General features: G+C 65.9%; 18 protein-coding genes and 1 pseudogene. 5 read left to right on the top strand and 14 right to left on the bottom strand.

The window, feature by feature from the left end; all coding sequences use genetic code 11:
* Positions 1-9: 9 nt before the first annotated feature.
* The 9 genes from argE to BM013_RS23950 all read right to left on the bottom strand — a co-directional run bounded on the left by argE (position 10) and on the right by BM013_RS23950 (position 7,207).
* Positions 10-1,149, bottom strand: coding sequence for an acetylornithine deacetylase (gene argE / locus BM013_RS23985; RefSeq protein WP_177225552.1), 1,140 nt, complete (start codon positions 1,147-1,149; stop codon positions 10-12).
* Entirely contained in the window at positions 1,146-1,349 is a 204-nt protein-coding gene (locus BM013_RS41300) for a hypothetical protein (protein WP_177225551.1), read from the bottom strand. The genes argE and BM013_RS41300 overlap by 4 nt, the downstream gene beginning before the upstream one ends.
* A 75-nt stretch (positions 1,350-1,424) precedes the next feature.
* On the bottom strand, positions 1,425-2,120 hold the full coding sequence (locus BM013_RS23980) for a Rieske 2Fe-2S domain-containing protein (protein WP_093130154.1): 696 nt from the start codon (positions 2,118-2,120) through the stop codon (positions 1,425-1,427).
* Between the two features lie 7 nt (positions 2,121-2,127).
* Positions 2,128-2,853: an alanyl-tRNA editing protein gene (locus BM013_RS23975; RefSeq protein ID WP_093130153.1), complete on the bottom strand. Its 726-nt coding sequence runs from the start codon at positions 2,851-2,853 to the stop codon at positions 2,128-2,130.
* A 22-nt stretch (positions 2,854-2,875) separates the two neighbouring features.
* The gene (locus BM013_RS23970; protein ID WP_093130152.1) at positions 2,876-3,805 is read right to left on the bottom strand and encodes a DMT family transporter; all 930 of its coding nucleotides are present in this window, start codon (positions 3,803-3,805) and stop codon (positions 2,876-2,878) included.
* A gap of 85 nt (positions 3,806-3,890) precedes the next feature.
* Complete coding sequence (locus BM013_RS23965; RefSeq protein ID WP_093130151.1) at positions 3,891-4,184, bottom strand: DUF1330 domain-containing protein; 294 nt, start codon at positions 4,182-4,184, stop codon at positions 3,891-3,893.
* 61 nt (positions 4,185-4,245) lie between these two features.
* Positions 4,246-5,061 (bottom strand): hypothetical protein, encoded by an 816-nt coding sequence (locus tag BM013_RS23960; RefSeq protein WP_093130150.1) that lies wholly within the window; start codon positions 5,059-5,061, stop codon positions 4,246-4,248.
* 47 nt (positions 5,062-5,108) lie between these two features.
* Positions 5,109-6,101 (bottom strand): class I SAM-dependent methyltransferase, encoded by a 993-nt coding sequence (locus BM013_RS23955; protein ID WP_093130149.1) that lies wholly within the window; start codon positions 6,099-6,101, stop codon positions 5,109-5,111.
* Positions 6,102-6,367: 266 nt separating this feature from the next.
* A complete protein-coding gene (locus BM013_RS23950) occupies positions 6,368-7,207 on the bottom strand; it encodes an AraC family transcriptional regulator (protein ID WP_093130148.1) in 840 nt (279 codons plus the stop codon).
* 345 nt (positions 7,208-7,552) lie between these two features.
* Here BM013_RS23950 and BM013_RS23945 point away from each other — a divergent pair, with 345 nt between their 5' ends.
* Positions 7,553-9,268 (top strand): acyl-CoA dehydrogenase family protein, encoded by a 1,716-nt coding sequence (locus BM013_RS23945; RefSeq protein WP_093130335.1) that lies wholly within the window; start codon positions 7,553-7,555, stop codon positions 9,266-9,268.
* Here the strand turns inward: BM013_RS23945 and BM013_RS23940 are convergent.
* From BM013_RS23940 to BM013_RS23925, 4 genes are read right to left on the bottom strand one after another with little or no spacing between them, the layout of a single operon-like run.
* Positions 9,265-9,741: a nucleoside deaminase gene (locus BM013_RS23940; protein ID WP_093130147.1), complete on the bottom strand. Its 477-nt coding sequence runs from the start codon at positions 9,739-9,741 to the stop codon at positions 9,265-9,267. The genes BM013_RS23945 and BM013_RS23940 overlap by 4 nt on opposite strands.
* Before the next feature lie 19 nt (positions 9,742-9,760).
* Positions 9,761-10,531 (bottom strand): ABC transporter permease, encoded by a 771-nt coding sequence (locus BM013_RS23935; RefSeq protein WP_093130146.1) that lies wholly within the window; start codon positions 10,529-10,531, stop codon positions 9,761-9,763.
* A 9-nt stretch (positions 10,532-10,540) separates the two neighbouring features.
* Positions 10,541-11,422: an ABC transporter ATP-binding protein gene (locus tag BM013_RS23930; RefSeq protein ID WP_093130145.1), complete on the bottom strand. Its 882-nt coding sequence runs from the start codon at positions 11,420-11,422 to the stop codon at positions 10,541-10,543.
* Positions 11,422-12,453 carry an ABC transporter substrate-binding protein gene (locus BM013_RS23925; protein WP_093130144.1) on the bottom strand — a complete coding sequence of 344 codons (1,032 nt, stop codon included), beginning with the start codon at positions 12,451-12,453 and terminating at the stop codon, positions 11,422-11,424. Before BM013_RS23925 ends, BM013_RS23930 begins: the two co-directional genes overlap by 1 nt.
* A gap of 505 nt (positions 12,454-12,958) precedes the next feature.
* On the opposite strand from BM013_RS23925, the gene BM013_RS23915 reads away from it, so the two are divergent.
* Entirely contained in the window at positions 12,959-13,426 is a 468-nt protein-coding gene (locus tag BM013_RS23915; protein WP_143098324.1) for a hypothetical protein, read from the top strand.
* A 2-nt stretch (positions 13,427-13,428) separates the two neighbouring features.
* Positions 13,429-14,571 (top strand): hypothetical protein, encoded by a 1,143-nt coding sequence (locus BM013_RS40605; protein WP_143098323.1) that lies wholly within the window; start codon positions 13,429-13,431, stop codon positions 14,569-14,571.
* A 43-nt stretch (positions 14,572-14,614) separates the two neighbouring features.
* Here the strand turns inward: BM013_RS40605 and BM013_RS23895 are convergent, their stop codons facing one another.
* Complete coding sequence (locus BM013_RS23895; RefSeq protein ID WP_256221636.1) at positions 14,615-15,379, bottom strand: LysR substrate-binding domain-containing protein; 765 nt, start codon at positions 15,377-15,379, stop codon at positions 14,615-14,617.
* Here BM013_RS23895 and BM013_RS41295 point away from each other — a divergent pair.
* Positions 15,363-15,533 carry a hypothetical protein gene (locus BM013_RS41295; protein WP_177225542.1) on the top strand — a complete coding sequence of 57 codons (171 nt, stop codon included), beginning with the start codon at positions 15,363-15,365 and terminating at the stop codon, positions 15,531-15,533. The two genes, BM013_RS23895 and BM013_RS41295, sit on opposite strands and share 17 nt — an antisense overlap.
* 95 nt (positions 15,534-15,628) lie before the next feature.
* Positions 15,629-16,405 (top strand): annotated as a pseudogene (locus BM013_RS42225) (MFS transporter); the annotation flags it as partial.
* Positions 16,406-16,424: the final 19 nt, after the last annotated feature.

Below are 16,424 nucleotides of genomic sequence, written 5' to 3'. Positions count from 1 at the left end.
CGGGTCAGGTCATGCGGTTGGAACGGGCAAGGAGGCGGCGGCCCAGGCGCCGGCCGACTGCATGAAGCGATCGGCCGCCTGCAGCTGCGTGGCGCAGATCCATTCGTCCGGCTGGTGCGCCTGGGCAATGGAGCCGGGTCCGCACACCACCGTCGGAATGCCGACCTGCTGGAAGAAGCCAGCCTCGGTGCCGAAGGGCAGGTCGGCCTCCGGCCAGAGCGCGCCGAGTTCGCGCGCCACCGAGACCGCCGCGCCGTTGTTGCGCGTGGACAGCGCCGGCACGCCCGCGACCTGCACGGCCTGGACCGTGACGCCGGTGGGCAGGTCCGCCAGGGCCTGCCGCACGGCGTCGTGAACGAGCGCCACCGCCGCGTCGTCCTGCGGGCGGAATTCCCACAGCACCTCGCAGCAGCCCGGCACGATGTTGATGGCGGTGCCGCCGTCGATCCGGCCGATGTTGAGCGTGGCCGCGCTGCCCTGCCTGGCAAAGGCGCGGCGCAGCCCGGCCAGGCAGGTGACCAGGTAGGCGGCGGGTTCGATGGCGCTGGCGCCGAGCGACGGGTCGCTCGAATGCGCGGGCAGTCCGCTGAACAGCGCCCGGTGCCCGAAGAAGCCCCTGTGCCTGACGCCGATGCGCATCTGCGTCGGCTCGCCGATGATGGCCAGCGCAGGTGCCGCCACCTGGGCCTGCAAGCGGCTCACGAGCCGCGGAACGCCCAGGCACCCGATCTCCTCGTCGTAGGAGAAGGCAAGGTGGATCGGACGGCTCAGCGTGCGCCGTTGCCACGACGGAACCGCCGACAGGCAGGCCGCAATGAAGCCCTTCATGTCCGCCGCGCCGCGGCCATGGAAGCGGCCATCGCGCTCGGTCAGCGTGAAGGGGTTGGCGCTCCAGTGCTGGTCGGTCACGGGCACCACGTCGCTGTGCCCCGACAGCACCATGCCGCCGGCCGTGTCGGGGCCGATGCTGGCCAGCAGGTTCGCCTTGCGCGCGTCTTCGCTGTGCACGAGGTGCACCCTCGCCCGGTGCGCCGCCAGGTAGTCCGCGATCCAGTGGATCAGCTCGAGGTTGGAGCGGTGCGACGTCGTGTCGAACGCCACCAGCGTGCGCAAGATCTCGACAGTGCTCATGCCGGGGGAGACGATCATCTTGTTCTTCGGATTGCGTTGGAACGGGGATGGAAGCCGCTGAGCCGCACCGGGGCCGATGCGTGACTGGCGCAGGCTAGATAGAGCAGCAAGCGGTGCAGGTACAGCAGCAGCGACACGGGCCGCACATTGCCCGCCGCGCGGGCGAGCGCCGCAACGTCCGGGCTGGACAGGCTGGCTAGGCGAAAGATGTGCGTCATGTGATGGCCTCGCTGTGCACTGCAGCATGGCAGCGGCCGACGCCGTGATATTGGCGAAAATTTGCTGCCGCAAAGTCAGGCGGTGAAGGCCGGCAGTGCGGATGCGAACGTGGCCAGGCCCATGGCGTCGAACAGCCTTCGGTATTCGTTCAGCGCGAGGACCCGAAGCGAAATGTCATGGTTGGAGTCCGTCGTTGCTGCTGCATGAGAGAAATCGAATTCCTCCAGGCTCATCCAAGCTTCGAGATGAAGTTGGATCGCTGACGCAATTTCACTTGCAATTTCACCGGGGTCGGATGCGTCGACTTCCGAGAGAATTTCCGGTATGCGCGGCTCGCCTTGCGGAATCAAACAGGTCCAGACAAGTCCGTGCCTTTCCACCACCGGAAACATCGCGAGCCTGAAACACGCCGCCGGCTTGAGCGCGAGCTTCTCAGGGATCTTGCGGCACTGCCCGTCGGCGCCGAAACGCAGCCCGTGGTAGGCGCACACCAGCTGGTCGCCGTCGATGCGCCCCGTGCTCAGGGGCAGCCCGCGGTGCGGGCACATGTCGCGGCCGATGCGAATGCCGTCCGTCATGCGGTAGATGGCCAGGCGCAGGTCCAGCAAGCTCACCTGCCTTGGCTGGGCCGTGACTTCTTCGATGCGGGAAACGGGAAACCACTGCCTGGCCAGAACGGGCCAGTCCTGCACGGCAAAGCCGCAGTTCGGCGGCAGGAATTCGTCGGGCAACGGGCTGGCACGCGCCGGCTGAATCTGTTCGACGGACATGCACGGCCTACCTGACCAGGCCGATGCGGATCCTTCGGTTGTGCTGGCCCTTGTTCTCGATCTTCAGGATGCGCAGCGGCGCCGATTGCGAGGTGTTCGACAGATGGGTGCCGCCGCAGGCTTGCCGGTCCAGCCCGACGATCTCGATGATGCGCGTGGTGCCGTCGTCCTGGCTCGGCGGCGCAACGGAACGGCTGCGCAGCACGCCGGGCTCGCGCGCGAGCGCGCTTGCGTCGAGGTACACGGCGTTCACCTGCAGCCCGTCGCCGATGAGGGTGTTGAGCTCGGGCTCGAGCTTGCGCAGGTCGTTGTTGTCGGCCTCGGGCAGGTCGAAGTCGATGCGGGCCGTGCCGTCGGCGGCCATCTGCACGCCCGTGACCAGCGAGCCCTCGAAGCGCTGATAGACCAGCGCATTGAGGATGTGCAGGCCGGTGTGCAACTGGCTCATCATGAGCCGGAAGTCCGGGTCCACGTGGGCAACGACTTTTTCGGCAGGCATCGCGGCGCTGTCGGACTCATCGAAGCAGTGCCACGCATTGCCGCCCTCCATCTCGATGCGGCCGATCCTGACCTCGCCGCCGTTCCACCGCAGCGTGCCGCGGTCCGCCAGTTGCCCGCCGCCGCCCGGATAGAAGAACGACCGGTCGAGCAGCACGGCATTCGGGCGGCGCGCCACCACGTGGGCTTCGAAGCTGAAGCAATCGGGCTGGGCATGGCAAAGATAAGGTGACATGAATTTCTCGCTGGCGCGGTGTTTATGAAAACCGGCGTGCCGTCACGATGCCGATCAGGATGACGGCGCCGCCCACGAACTCGGTCGCGCTCAGGTATTCGTGAAACAGGCAAGCGCCGAGCACGGTGGCGATGACGGGCTGCACCAGCAGGGTGATCGAAGAAAGCGCCGCGGGGAGCTTGGCCAACGCATAGGCGATGAGGCCCTGGCCGCCGACGTGGGACACGACCGCCAGCGCCAGCAGCATCAGCATGCCGTGCACCGTGTGCGGCACCAGCGATTCGCCGCGCAGCAGCGTGATGGGCAGCAGCACGATCAGCGTGCCCACGCTGCTCCAGGCCATGACGGTCATCGTTCGGTAGTTCGACCGCACGAGGCTCACCGCCAGCAGGTACGAGCCGTAGAACACCGCCGTCAGCAGCCCCAGCAGGTTGCCTGTCATGTAGTTGGAGCCGAAGTCGAGCCGATGGCCGATCAGGACGAACGCGCCGGCCAGCGCGAACAACATGCCGAACATGAAGCCGGAATTGAATTTCTTGCCCAGGAACAGGCGCGACCCGAGCACCACGAAGATCGGCGCCAGATTGGCCAGCAGATTCGAATTGGCCAGCGTGGTCAAGGTCATGGACCAGTGGTACAGCGCCAGATTTCCCGAAAAAATGAACCCGACCAGGATGAGCTTGACCGGAATGGCCGGCACCTTGTCGGCTGCCCGAATGGACGTGCCCACAGGCTCGGCTCTTGCGGCAAGCCTGTCGAGCAAGAAGAAGATGGGAATGGCGAGTGCCACCCGGTAGACCGCGCTGGCCGTCGGAGGCAATTCGCTGTGCCTGAGAAAAACGCCGCCCAGCGCCAATGCGGCCGCGCCGAGCAGCAGCGCGACGAACGATAGGTAATTGCTCTTGGATGCGGCCGGCAGTGCAATGGATGTCGTCATTTTGATTTCGGGCATGCGACCGAGTCTCCATCGGTCGTGCCAGTGGTTTGTTTTTGAACTTCAGTGGATTTGAGTCAATTCGAAGGGCGAATACCTGGTGCTATTCAAATCCCTCGACCACCACGAGCTGCATGTCGACGGCGGCGCCATCCCGCAGCGTGCGTGCGTAGCTGTATTCCGGCGAATCGTAAAAACTTCGGGCTGCATCGGCTGATTTGAATTCCACAAGCACCACGCGGCGATCGTCCAGAACGCCTTCCAGGTGCATGCGTTCGCCTCCGCGCGAAAGAAACCTGCCGCCGAATTTTTCGATGATCCCGGGCGTGAGCTGCTTGTATTCCTGGTATTGATCCGGGTCCACGATGGACATCCGGCCAATCAGATAAGCGACCATGGGGCAAACCTTGCTCGGTGCTTCAAATGCTGTTCGGGCGAAAGAGCGGTGCAGCAGGGCGCTAGACGTACGCCAGCTTGCGCTCTTGCGCGACGCCGGATTGCAGCAAGGCCGAATCCAGGACGTCCCAGAGACCGGTCAGCGAATCGAGGAAATCGTCCGCGCCTTCGATGACCAGATGGGCGTATTCCGTTTTCAGGGCCAGCTCGACCGCGGTGCGGGCGTTTTGCTCGTGATGCTGCTCGGCGCCCACTTCGCCCCAGTGCTCCAGCAGGTAATGCATTTCGGGCACGTCGAGGTTCGCGTGGTAGATGCCGCTGTCGACCAGGCAATACTTTTCGCCCGGAATCAGTTGCTTGTTGGAGATCATTTCCAGCGCCAGCGTGGTGCCGAGGTTGCGGTAGGTGTTCTCGATGTCCGTCAGCTTGCGGTGCTCGAAGACGCCGATGGCTTTTCGAACCTGGGAGGTCATGCCGGTTTCCATGTCGTAGCCGGGCAGGGCGCCGAGCAATTGATTGGAAAAGTCCTTGAGCTTCGCCTCGACCTGCTCCTGGTTGTAGAGGTCCGCAAACACGGGCCGTTCGGCCGACTGGTTGACGATGTAGCCCGCCATCGTGGCCAGCTCGGGGCCGTGGCCCGATTCGCTCTCGACGATTTCCTCGAGCAGTTCGCTCTGCCGGTGCAGCCCGTGCGTCTTGAGCGCGGTCGGAAAATTCCATCCCGGCCGGGTCGACGCGCAGAAGCTCTGGATCTGGTGAAAGAGCGCGCCCACCACGGGCGGCTCCGGTTCCATCTTCACCCAATTCCTGAAAATCGGATGGGAATAGCAGCGGTGATTTTCAACTCTCTCAACCAGATCGGAAATGGTAACGCTCATGACGTACTCCTAATTGCAGTCGGTTAAAGAAATGCCGTGGAAATTCGTTATTTGCTTGCCATCAGCATGCGCCCCCCAGGGTGATCGAGAATTTCTACCCGCACATTGGTGAATCCTGCGCGGAACATTTTTTCGGTCCATTCGTCCTCGCTCAGGAGTTTTCTGGACATGAAATGGTTGTGCAGATGATTGAACGCCGCGGCAAATGGCTTTTCCCAGCTGGACTGCGCCACCGGAATGGCGTCCACGATGATCAGCGTGCCCTTCACGGCATGGGCGCAGCAGGCGCGCAGCAATGCGTCGAGGGTTTCTTCTTCTGCCGGGAGAAGGTCGTGCATGACGAAGCCGGCGTGGATGATGTCGGCGTCCTGGATGAGCGAAGCGTCTTCCACGAGAACCTGGATCGGCGCGGTCACGAATTGCAGCCGGTCGCTCATTCCCGCTTCGCCGGCGGCGCGAACGGCCTGTTCGGTGGCCGATGCGCTCAGGTCGATGCCGATGCCCGTGGCGCCCGGAATCTTCCTGAGCATGCGGATCAGGAATCCGCCTGAACCCGATCCAAGGTCCACGATCTTCTTGGGTGCCATGGCAACGATGGCGTTTTCAGGTTGCGGGTAGAAGGATTTCTCGCCCATCCATTTCGAGGTGCGCGCAACCAGACCGCCGCTGCGCGGGTATTTCGCCTGCGCTTCCTCGTTGTTTTCCGAAAACTCCTTGGCGTTGTTGATCAGGGGCGCGCATGCGCGCAATGCCCATGAGAGGTAGCCGACCTCGTTGATCAATTCGTCGAAATGGCTGCCGGCCTTGTAGGTGGCCGGTGCCTGCGGATTCAATACCTCGATGATTCCCGCCTTGCTCAGCGAGTCGAGGTAGGCGGAAATGACCGACTCCTTGATGCCGCACGAGCGGGACGCGGTGGCGGCGTCCACCACGGGCGAATTCTGGAGAATTTCGATGATTCCGTATTCCGCGCCGATTTCAAGCAGGATGGCCGAGCCTGCGAGCGAAGAACCGGTAATGCCGCGATCAACATTTTGCATGGGTCACCTGTGAGTTCAATGTCATTGAAAACCAACTGATTACTTTACGTGGGACTAAGCCATTGAGTTGCACGATAGTCAGCGCGCGGATGTCCGTATTGGCAAAAATTGCGCAGCGCAGCATTGGCGGGAGAAATCGAAAACTCGAATTCGGCGCGGACGTCGTCGCAACGCACAGGCGCACGCACGCAACCTGCCTTGCGGGCAGTGCAGGAGCGAAAGGAAGGGGCCTCGGCGCGTGGCGCCAAGGCCGCGGTAACGGCCTCTCAGCGCGCCCGGGCGCGGACGTACTGCAGAGGCGTCATGCCGAAGGTGCGCTTGAAATGCCGGGTCAGGGCGCTCTGGTCGTAGAAGCCGCTCGCCACGGCGGCCTCGATCAGCGGCAGGCCCGCGGTGAGGTGGGCAATGGCGGCCCGCAGCCGCAGCTGCGTCAGGTAGGTGTGCGGCGTCAGCCCGATGGTGCGGTTGAACGCGCCGATCAGCTGGAACGGCGTGAGCGCGGCGGCCGCCGCCATCCGTTCGAGCGTCAACCGCTCGGAGAAGGCGTCGTGCAGCAGCTCGAGCACGGGTGCCAGCACGCGGGCGTCCGCGGGCACGGGGAGCACGCGCTGGCCCGGCAGCGCGTGGCTCTGGAAGAGCGTGCCGAAGCTGTGGACCAGCATCTCCTGCTGCCGCAGCGGGTCCCACAGGGCGCTGTTTCCGTCGAAGGCGCGATGGAGTTCCAGGAAGCTGCCGATGAGTTCCGGGTCGCAGAAGATGTTCGAGCCGAAGTACCGGGTCTGGTCGATGCCCAGCGTGGTCATCAGGTGCCGGATGCCCGGTTCGGCCAGGTAGAAAGACCGGTACCGCCAGCGCGCGCTGCCGCCCATGCGGCCCGAATGGGGCTCGGCCGGATTGAACACGAGCAGCGCCTGCTGGTGCGCGACGCCGGTTCGCCCGCGGCTCTTGAATTCGGACCCGCCGACCTCGGTGATCGCGATCACGAAGGAGTGGTGCACATGGGGCGCGTACTCGTGCGTCGTGAAATCCGCATGCAGCATGTCCATGCCCGGCAGGTCCGGCACGTGCCAGTAGCGCGATGTGTTCAGCGGGTCCAGCTTGGCCAAGAAAGCCTCCGTTTGGATCAGCGGTTGCAGCGCCTTGCGCGTCCGGCCGATGGCATGGCACCTGAATGGTGAGCCAAGGGGCCGCGGGCTGGGCGCCGTGTATTCCAAAGACTACATCGCGACAAGGTGGGCCGGTGGCCGCCCGATCGCCATGCCCTGGGCTCGCAAAGGCTGTGCCATTGTGTCGCTTTCACGGAGTGGCGCGGTGCGGTGCGGTGCGGTGTGATGTGTGAGCCGGCAAGGCGCGACTACCAATTCACGAATCGCCAAGAAGGGTTCACCATGGCCGCGGCGCAGCAGCGACGCACGTCGGGCCTGCGGTGCGGCCAACCCCTGGAGAGCTTCATGAACATGCCTCTTGAAAGCACCGCGCCGGCATTGGCGTCGGCGCCAACCTTCCGTTCGCCCGAAGGCGTTGAAACGCACGAGGTGCTGAACCAGGCCCGGCCTTGCGTCGGCCACAACGCGTTCACCGGCGACGTGGCCCTGCGCGACCTCGTGGCGCGTCATGCGGCCTGGAGCATTCCCCATGCGACGCGCGTCGGCGCACTGGCGGGCAACGAAGAGGTGCAGGACCTGGCCCGGCTGGCCAACGAGCACAGCCCCCAGCTGCGCACGCACGACCGTTTCGGCAACCGCCTGGACTGGGTGGAGTTTCATCCCGCCTGGCATCAGTTGATGGCGCTGGGCACCGGGCATGAGGTGGCCAGCCTGGCCTGGACCACCGCCGAGCCGTCGGGCCACCTGGCGCGCGCGGTGCTGAGCTACCTGTGGAACCAGGTCGAGAACGGCACGGCATGCCCCTTGGGCATGGCCTACGCCGCGAGCGCCGGCTTTGCGCAGCGCCCGGAGTTTGCCGAATGGCGGGAGAAGACGCTCTCCGCGCACTACGACCCCCGGCGCCTGCCGCTCGCGCAGAAAAAGGGGGCCGTCATCGGCTACGCCATGACCGAGAAGCAAGGCGGCTCCGACCTGCGCCAGACGCAGACCACGGCCGTGTTCGCGGGCACGGAGGGCGGCGCGCGGGTCTACCGGGTCACGGGCCACAAGTGGTTCTTTTCGGTTCCCACGTCGGACGGCTTCTACACGCTGGCGCGAACCGCATCCGGCGTGAGCTGCCTTTTCGTTCCACGCTTCCTGCCGGACGGCAGTGCCAACCGCATCGCCGTGCAGCGCCTGAAAGACAAGTGCGGCAACCGCTCCAATGCGTCGAGCGAGGTCGAGTTCAACAGGACCTGGGCCATGCTGGTCGGCGAGGAGGGGCGCGGCATTCGCGAGATTCTTTCGCACGCGCACCTGACCCGCATGGACTTCGCGGTGGGCTCGGCGGGCCTGATGCGCCAGGCACTGACGTTGGCCATTCATCACGCGTCGACACGCGACGGTTTCGGCCGCCGCATGGCCGACCTGCCGATGCAGACGAACGTGCTGGCCGACCTGGCGCTGGAAAGCGAGGCGGCCATGTGGTCGGCGATGCGCGTGGCACGGGCGACCGACAGCATGGCGCTGGACGAGCGGGAGCGGCTGCTGGCGCGGGTGGCCACGCCGGTGGTCAAGTACTGGAACTGCCAGCGCGCGACGTACGTCGTGTACGAGGCGCTGCAGGTTCACGGCGGCAACGGCTTCATCATGGAGAACCCGGTCGCCCGGCTGTACCGCGAGGCGCCGCTCAACTCGATCTGGGAAGGCACGACGAACATGATGTGCATGGACGTGGTGCGCGCGCTGGACCGCGAGAAGGGCGCGCTCGATGTCTTTCTCGACGAAGTTTCACAGCCGGGCGTGGCCAACGCGGCGCATGCGAAATTCATCGCCGCCTTGCGCGACGATCTGTGCGCGGGCCCCGTGGACGAGGGCAATGCCCGTGCCGTGGTGACGCGCATGGCCCTGGCGCTGCAGGCGAGCGAGCTGCTCAGGCACAGCGACGGCGCGGGCGCGGAACGCTTTGCGACGTCGCGCCTGGGTGGGCAGCACGCGGGTGTCATGGGCACGTTGACCGCCGGGGCGGACCTGCGCGACATCGTTGCGCGCGCCGACGTGAGCGCGGCGGCGCGGGCTTAGCGCTGCTGCCAGAACCCGCGGTGCGTGGCGATCATTTCTTCCGCCACTTCAGGCACCGGCCCGATCACCTCGATCTTCTTCTGCCCGCGCGCGAACACCTCGCGGCACGGCAGGCTCAGCGTCGGGTTCTCGGGGTGGTCGCCCGTGAGCGCGAGCAGCGCGGATTCTTCCGCGCCGTACACGACGCGCCCGATGTGCGCCCAGTAGCTCGTGCCCGCGCACATGGCGCAGGGCTCGAAGGTGGTCACCAGCGTGCACTGCCACAGGTAGTCGGCGGGCCAGTTCAACGCGGCGTGGCGCGCCAGCGTGGCCTCGGCGTGGTGCACCGTGTCGATGTTGCCCTGCTCGGCGAGGACGGTCTCGCCGTCCGGCGCGACGAGCACCGCGCCGAAGGGGTGGCGCCCCATGGCCATGGCGCGCCGGGCCACCTCGTTGGCGCGGCGCAGCGCGCGGATGATCTGTTCGTGGGTCATCCGTGGATCATTGCGCGAATCACTGGTTCTGGGAACCGCGGTGTGCCCAGCCGGTGGTGTGCTTCTCGATCACGCTGAACAGTTCGTACATCAGCATGGCCATCGCGCCCACCACCATCAGGCCCGCGAAGGCCAGGCCCATCTGCATGGCGGAGCCGGCCGAGATCAGCAGGTAGCCGATGCCTTCGTTGGCGGCCGTCATCTCGCTCACTGTGGTGCCGACGAAAGCCAGCGTGATGGCGACCTTCAGCGAGCCGAAGAAGTACGGCATGGAGCGCGGCAGGCCGATCTTCATGAGCACGTCCCAGCGCTTGGCGCCCAGCACGCGCAGCACGTCTTCGAGTTCGGGCTCGAGCGTGGCGAGGCCGGTCGCGATGTTCACCATGATCGGGAAGAAGCTGATCAGGAAGGCCGTGAGAATCGCCGGCCCCGCGCCAATGCCGAACCACACCACCAGGATCGGCACGAAGGCCGCCTTGGGCAGTGCGTTGAAGGCCGTCATCAGCGGGTAGATGGCCGCATACGCCAGGCGCGAACTGCCGATCACGAAGCCCAGCAGCACGCCCACCACGATCGCCAGGCCGAAGCCCGCCATCGTGACCCAGAAGGTGCGCCACGCATGGCCCGCGATGATTTCCTTGTATTCCCAGAACTGGTTCCAGATGCGCCAGGGGCTCGGGAAGATGAAGTCCGAGACCTCGAAGCCCGCGCAGACGATCTGCCACAGCAGCAGCACCGCCACGAGCAGCAGCCATGGCGACCAGCGTTCGATTTGCTTGGTGTTCTTCATGGCGCGCCTTCAGTGAGACACCGCGGCGGCGGTCTGTGCGGCGCTGGCGCCGGTGTTTCGGATGGCGCCGATGTGGCTGCGCAGTTCCAGCACGATGTCGGTGAACTCCTTCGTGTAGGTGAGCTCCAGCTCGCGCGGGCGCGGCAGCTCGATGTCGCGCTTCACCACGAAGCGCCCCGGGCTCTTGCTCATCACGTACACCGTGTCGGCCAGGAACACCGACTCGCGCAGGTCGTGCGTCACCAGGATGACGTTGAACTGCTGCTCGGTCCACAGGTCGCGCAGGATGCACCACAGCTCCTCGCGCGTGAACGCGTCGAGCGCGCCGAAGGGCTCGTCCAGCAGCAGCATCTTGGGCTCGTGGATGAGCGCGCGGCAGATGCTCGCGCGCTGCTGCATGCCGCCCGAGAGCTGCCACGGAAACTTGTCTTCATAGCCCGCGAGGCCCACCTTCTGCAGCAGCTTGCGCGCGCGCTCGACGTACTCCTTGCGCTTGGCCTTGAAGTTGGAGCGGTAGGGCTCCACGATTTCCAGCGGCAGCAGCACGTTGTCGACCGTGGTGCGCCACGGCAGCAGCGAAGGCGCCTGGAAGGCCATGCCCGAGATCTTCAGCGGCCCGGTGACGGGCTGCCCGTCGATGCGGATCTTGCCCATCGACGGCATCTTCAGCCCCGTCGTGAGCTTCATGAAGGTCGACTTGCCGCAGCCCGAAGGGCCGACGATGGCGATGAACTCGCCGCGCTTGACCTTCAGGTCGATGGCCTCGACGGCGAAGTGGTTCTCGCGAAGCAGCTCTTCGTTGTAGGCGAGCCAGACGTCCTGGAAGTCGACGAAGGGAGCGGCCGTGTCGAGTGCGCCGGGCGTGCCGGGCGCACCGGTGGTGGACACCATTACTTCTTCAGGATGTTGAGTTCCGCCGCGGGCGGCAGCATGGCCGAGGTCCACACCGCGTCGGGGCTCACGCGCGTCTTGGTGTTGAACGCGTCGGACACCTGCGAGGCCATCAGCGACATGCGGCCCGCGTTGACCGCGCCGAAGCCTTCGGCGCGCGCGTCGGCGCTGTTGATCACGGTGTCGATGGCCAGCTGCAGGCGGCGCGTTTCGAGCTTGCTGTCGATGATGCCGTCGCGCGCCTTCACCGACTCGATGGCCACGGCCGGGTTGGCAATGACTTCCTTCGCGCCCTTGGTGAAGGCCGAGAGGAACTTCTTCACCACCTCGGGGTGCTCCTTGATGAGCTTGGGCGAGGCAATGATCACGTTGCCGTAGAGCTTCACGCCGTAGTCGGGGTAGGGCAGGATCACCACGTCGGCCGTCTTGGCGCCGCGCGCTTCCAGGTTGAGCAGCGAGGTGAAGGTGAAGCCGGTGATGGCGTCGATGTCGCCGCGCATCAGCATGGTTTCGCGCAGCGTCGGGTCCATCGCGGTCCAGTTGACGGCGCCCACGTTGTTGGCCTTGGCGAAGATCGGGAACGCGCGGCGGCCCGCGTCGAACACCGGCGCGCCCAGCTTCTTGCCCGCGAGGTCGGCCGGCTTGGTGATGCCGCTCTTCTTCAGCGCCATGACCGAGGCCGGCGTGTTGTTGTAGACCATCATCACTGCGACCGGCTTGTTCGGGCTGTCGGGGTTGTTGGCGTGGAATTCCATGAGTGCCGCGAGGTCGGCAAAGCCCATGTCGTACGCGCCCGAGGCCACGCGCGTCACGGTGCCGCCCGAGCCGTTGCCCGCGTCGATGGTCACGTCCAGGCCGGCGGCCTTGAAGTAGCCCTTGGCGGCCGGGTGCAGGAACAGCGCCGCCGGTCCTTCGAAACGCCAGTCGAGCTGGAACTTGATCGGCGTCGTGGTCTGCGCAAAGGCCGAGGGCAGGCCGAAGCTGAGGGCCGAGGCGGCGAGGAAGGACTGGAGCAGTTGGCGCTTGTTCATTCGGGATGGGTCCGTGAAAGGTGAATGCAAGGTAGTTCTCCGGCATTCAAGCAAAAACGGTGCCCGCACGTGATTGGTGCGAACCCTTCCCGTGAATCAAGGCGGTGCGATATCTGCACCTTGCATGGGAAAACCCTTTGATTTCAAGGGCTGGCTGCACCGAATATGAGCAAAAAGAGGCCGCTGATGCGTTCGGCCAGGGCTGGCGAGAGCCTCTTCGCGGGCAGCGCGATGCCGAAGGTGTTCAGGGTCATTGGCGCCATGGGCGGCCCGCGCACCATCAGCGGCATGAGCGTCAAGGACGCCGTTGAATCCGATCGCATCCCCCACCAATGGCCGCCTGGCGCCCGCAGGACGTTGGCGACCCCGGGCCACAAGTTCACGACCGACCCGGCCGGCGCTCGGGGTTCAGCAAGCGCCGCGAAGGGCGCTGCCGCGGGCGTGCCGGCAGGAACTTCTCGCGCTCCAGCGTTACTCATGCTGCACCACAACCCCGGAGACCTGCATGACGACGATGGAAGCATTCCCTGAGAAGCTCGCAGTGGAGCTGCGAAACGCGTTCGGCATGGCGTTCGATGCCGACGCTGGTTCGCTGGTGGTCGAGGTGGGCGATGAATGCGCGCTGGCGCTCGAGTACGACGCCGACTCCCGCCGCCTCGTGGTGTCGGGCGAGTCCAAAGGCGAGCAGCAGGAGCTTTCCGCGGAAGACCTGCGCGAAGCACTCGGCGTCTCCACGGATGCGATGGCCGACCTGGGCATCGCCGTCGGCCTGCATCCCGTGCTGGAAAAGCTCGTGGTGCTGTGGTCGGCCAGCGTCGACGCGATCGCGCCGGACAGCCTTTCGGGCACCTTCTCCGCGATCGCGACGGTGGTCGAGACGCTGGACGAGCGGATCACGCAGGCGCGCCAGAACCGCATCGAGCCGCTGCCGGGCGCGGACATTCCGCCGTTCATGCTTGAAGGAAGGGCCTGATCATGGTGACCACGGCTTTATCGGCGGTCCGAACGAGCCTCGTCACGCCGCGCGTCGCGACGGCGACGCAGGGCGCCCTCGTCTCCGCCACGCGTTCGCTCGTGGGGAACCGGACCCATGCCCGCTCCATGTCCATGCGCGTCGAGAGGCAGCCGGCCTCCCTGGCGAGCAGGGCGCTGGTCATCTACAAGCCGCCGATGCGGGCGCTGATGGTGCACACGCAAAGGGAGACGGGGTTCGTCCTGAGAGGGGCAGTCTCGGAACCGAAAGGCTCGGCGCTCAGGTCGCCGGGGCAGGCGCGGCGGCTGGCCGAACTGAGGCAGGCGTTCAAGGCGGCGACAGGCGAACTGTCGGGCATCCGCATGGCGCTCACGCCGCGCAGGGAGCAGGCCCAGCGAATCATTGCTGATTTCGCACACATGCAAGGTTTCATGGACAAGTCAGGGCGCGCGCTGCACGGCGACACCGTGATGAAGATGTTCGGCAACGAGAAGGCCAGGGCGTCTGTCCCGCCGGAGGAGCAGCAGAGGGTGACCGACCTCATGAAGGACCTCGGCATGGAACTGCAGGTGGTCGGCTTCTCCGACGAAGCGGAGTCCGCCGAGATCTACAGCGCCATCCCGAGGTGCGCGCGCGACATCGTCGCTTCCGTGCGAGGCAGCGAGGACCTCGCGGTCCACGCCGAACCCATCGAAGGCGAGGCCGCGAAACTGCTCGAGATGCTGGACAACCGCGCGTCCATGCCGCTGGACCAGCGGGTTCGCGGCCTGTACGAGCAGGCCGACCGCCAGCTCGTTCCCCGCCTGCAGCTGTTGAGCAAGCAGGCCATTCCGGTCGACCGCACGATCTCCGACCGCCGGGTGATCAGCCAGATGAGTTCGGACATCCGCTCGCTCACGCGCCACGCCGCGAGGCAGATGGACAAGCCCGAGCGGATGGCGCTGGCCTACATGCGCGACTTCCTGAAAGACGGCAACGCCAGCGGGCCCACGTTCCACGAAATGATCAACAAGAAGATCAACACCCAGGGCGCCACGGCCGTCGATGCGCTGGACTCGCTGACCGCATCGGCGGCGCGGCCGAACAGGGACGTTTCGGAGCATCTGCTGGGCAAGGCGAAGGGCGCCGGCACCAACATCGAGTAAGCGGGCCCGACAAGCCATGCGAAGGGGCCCGGCGCGGGCCCCTTCACCCCAGCGCCACGTCGAACAGCGCCTTGATCAACGGGCGCTCCCGGCGCACCGACAGGCAGCACAGCGAGTAGTTGATCGAGAACTGCTCGTCGTCGACCACCACCGCCGCCAGCCCGGGCAGCGGAATGAACTCCACCTGCGTCACGAAGCCCACGCCCATGCCGTTGGCCACCGCGTGCAGGATGGCCTCGCGGCTGTTGATCTCCATGGCGCAGTTCATCGGCACGTTCTGCTGCCGGCAAGCCAGGTCCACGCGGTGCCGCGTGCGCGATCCGGGTTCGCGCAGGATCAGCATCTCGCCCTCGATGTCTGCGGGCGTGACGGAAGGCCGCTGCGTCCATGCATGGCCCGCCGGCACCACCGCCACGATGCGTTCGCTGCGGTAGTGCGCGATGTGCAGCCCCGGCACCGCCGGCGGTTCCACCATGATGCCCGCGTCGATGCCGAAGTCCTGCAGGCCCTGCAGCGTGGCTTCTTCCGAACCGATGGACACCGTGAGTTCGAGCGAGGGATGCGCCTGCTTGAAATGGCGCGCCAGTTCGAGCGCGATGGGCGGCGACACCGCGCCCACCCGCACCAGCCCCGCCTTGAGCTTGTGCGCGCTCTGCAGGAACTGGATCGCCTCGTCTTCCTGCCCGAACAGCCCCTGCGTGATGGCATAGAGGCGCTCGCCCACGGCGGTGAGCTGTACGCCGCGCCCGCCGCGCAGGAAGAGTTCGACGGTGAAGCGCTGCTCCAGCGCCTTGACCTGGTCGGTCACCGTGGGCTGGCCGATGTGCAGGTACTGCGCCGCCGAAGTGAATCCGCCCGTCTTCGCCGACTACGGCGTCGCGGACGCCGAGGCGCAGGCCATGGTGGCGCGCGCGATGGACGGCGCGCGCGGCAGGAACTTCATCGGCGCGCTCGCCGCCTAGCGCGGCGCGGCGTCCACGGCAGAACAGAAAAGAATGCCGGCGCCAAGGCCGGTCCCGCGGGTCCCACGGCCCGATCCAAAAGACGGAGACAACACATGCAAATGGCCAATCAGCCCCTGGCGGCGGGCACTTACGTGCAGCCGATCGACAACGCCTTCCGAAGAACCCAGTGGCGGATGCTGCTGGCCGCCATGTTCTGCTACTTCTTCTTCTACACGGGCCGCCAGACCTTCGGCTTTGCGATCCCGGGCATCCAGAAGGAGTTCGGTCTGTCCAAGGAGATGCTCGGCTGGGCGTCGAGCTGCCTGCTGTGGTGCTACGCCATCGGCCAGGCCATCAACGGCAACCTGGCCGACAAGCTCGGCGGGCGACGCGTCATAACGGCGGGTGCCATTCTTTCGTGCGCCGCCAACTGGGTGGTCAGCTTCGCCGTCGGCTTCAAGAGCCTGGCCATTCCGTGGGGCGTCAACGGCTACTTCCAGGCGCTGGGCTGGGCGCCCGGCAGCCGCCTGCTGTCGAACTGGTGGGGCATGCACGAACGCGGCAAGGTGTTCGGCTGCTACACCTTCGCCGCGGGCTGCGCGTCGGTGCTGTCGTTCGTCACGTCGATATTGGTGGTGAACGTCTTCCACCTCGAATGGCGCTGGATCTTCCGGCTGCCCGTGCTGCTGATGCTGGTGGGCGGCATCACGTTCTACCTGATCGCCCGGGAGCGCCCCGAAGACATGGGCTTCAAGTCGCCCGACACCGGCGTCGCCAACCCGGAGGATGCGAAGGTGGCTGCCGGCGACCAGGCGGCCACGGAAAGCTCCTGGACGCGCTACAAGGCCGTGCTGAGCAATCCGCGCCTGATCATCGCCGCGCTCGCGATCATTCCCAACCCCGTTCCCG

Source organism: Variovorax sp. OK605 (genome assembly GCF_900115445.1).
Lineage (GTDB): Bacteria > Pseudomonadota > Gammaproteobacteria > Burkholderiales > Burkholderiaceae_C > Variovorax.
This window is presented reverse-complemented; position numbering and strand designations above follow the sequence as displayed.

What these genes read in the sequence shown, in the direction of transcription:
- argE (WP_177225552.1), bottom strand. Translation starts at nt 1,149, where the DNA reads ATGATCGTCTCCCCCGGCATGAGCACTGTCGAGATCTTGCGCACGCTG.
- BM013_RS41300 (WP_177225551.1), bottom strand. Translation starts at nt 1,349, where the DNA reads ATGACGCACATCTTTCGCCTAGCCAGCCTGTCCAGCCCGGACGTTGCG.
- BM013_RS23980 (WP_093130154.1), bottom strand. Translation starts at nt 2,120, where the DNA reads ATGTCCGTCGAACAGATTCAGCCGGCGCGTGCCAGCCCGTTGCCCGAC.
- BM013_RS23975 (WP_093130153.1), bottom strand. Translation starts at nt 2,853, where the DNA reads ATGTCACCTTATCTTTGCCATGCCCAGCCCGATTGCTTCAGCTTCGAA.
- BM013_RS23970 (WP_093130152.1), bottom strand. Translation starts at nt 3,805, where the DNA reads ATGCCCGAAATCAAAATGACGACATCCATTGCACTGCCGGCCGCATCC.
- BM013_RS23965 (WP_093130151.1), bottom strand. Translation starts at nt 4,184, where the DNA reads ATGGTCGCTTATCTGATTGGCCGGATGTCCATCGTGGACCCGGATCAA.
- BM013_RS23960 (WP_093130150.1), bottom strand. Translation starts at nt 5,061, where the DNA reads ATGAGCGTTACCATTTCCGATCTGGTTGAGAGAGTTGAAAATCACCGC.
- BM013_RS23955 (WP_093130149.1), bottom strand. Translation starts at nt 6,101, where the DNA reads ATGCAAAATGTTGATCGCGGCATTACCGGTTCTTCGCTCGCAGGCTCG.
- BM013_RS23945 (WP_093130335.1), top strand. Translation starts at nt 7,553, where the DNA reads ATGAACATGCCTCTTGAAAGCACCGCGCCGGCATTGGCGTCGGCGCCA.
- BM013_RS23940 (WP_093130147.1), bottom strand. Translation starts at nt 9,741, where the DNA reads ATGACCCACGAACAGATCATCCGCGCGCTGCGCCGCGCCAACGAGGTG.
- BM013_RS23935 (WP_093130146.1), bottom strand. Translation starts at nt 10,531, where the DNA reads ATGAAGAACACCAAGCAAATCGAACGCTGGTCGCCATGGCTGCTGCTC.
- BM013_RS23930 (WP_093130145.1), bottom strand. Translation starts at nt 11,422, where the DNA reads ATGGTGTCCACCACCGGTGCGCCCGGCACGCCCGGCGCACTCGACACG.
- BM013_RS23925 (WP_093130144.1), bottom strand. Translation starts at nt 12,453, where the DNA reads ATGAACAAGCGCCAACTGCTCCAGTCCTTCCTCGCCGCCTCGGCCCTC.
- BM013_RS23915 (WP_143098324.1), top strand. Translation starts at nt 12,959, where the DNA reads ATGACGACGATGGAAGCATTCCCTGAGAAGCTCGCAGTGGAGCTGCGA.
- BM013_RS40605 (WP_143098323.1), top strand. Translation starts at nt 13,429, where the DNA reads ATGGTGACCACGGCTTTATCGGCGGTCCGAACGAGCCTCGTCACGCCG.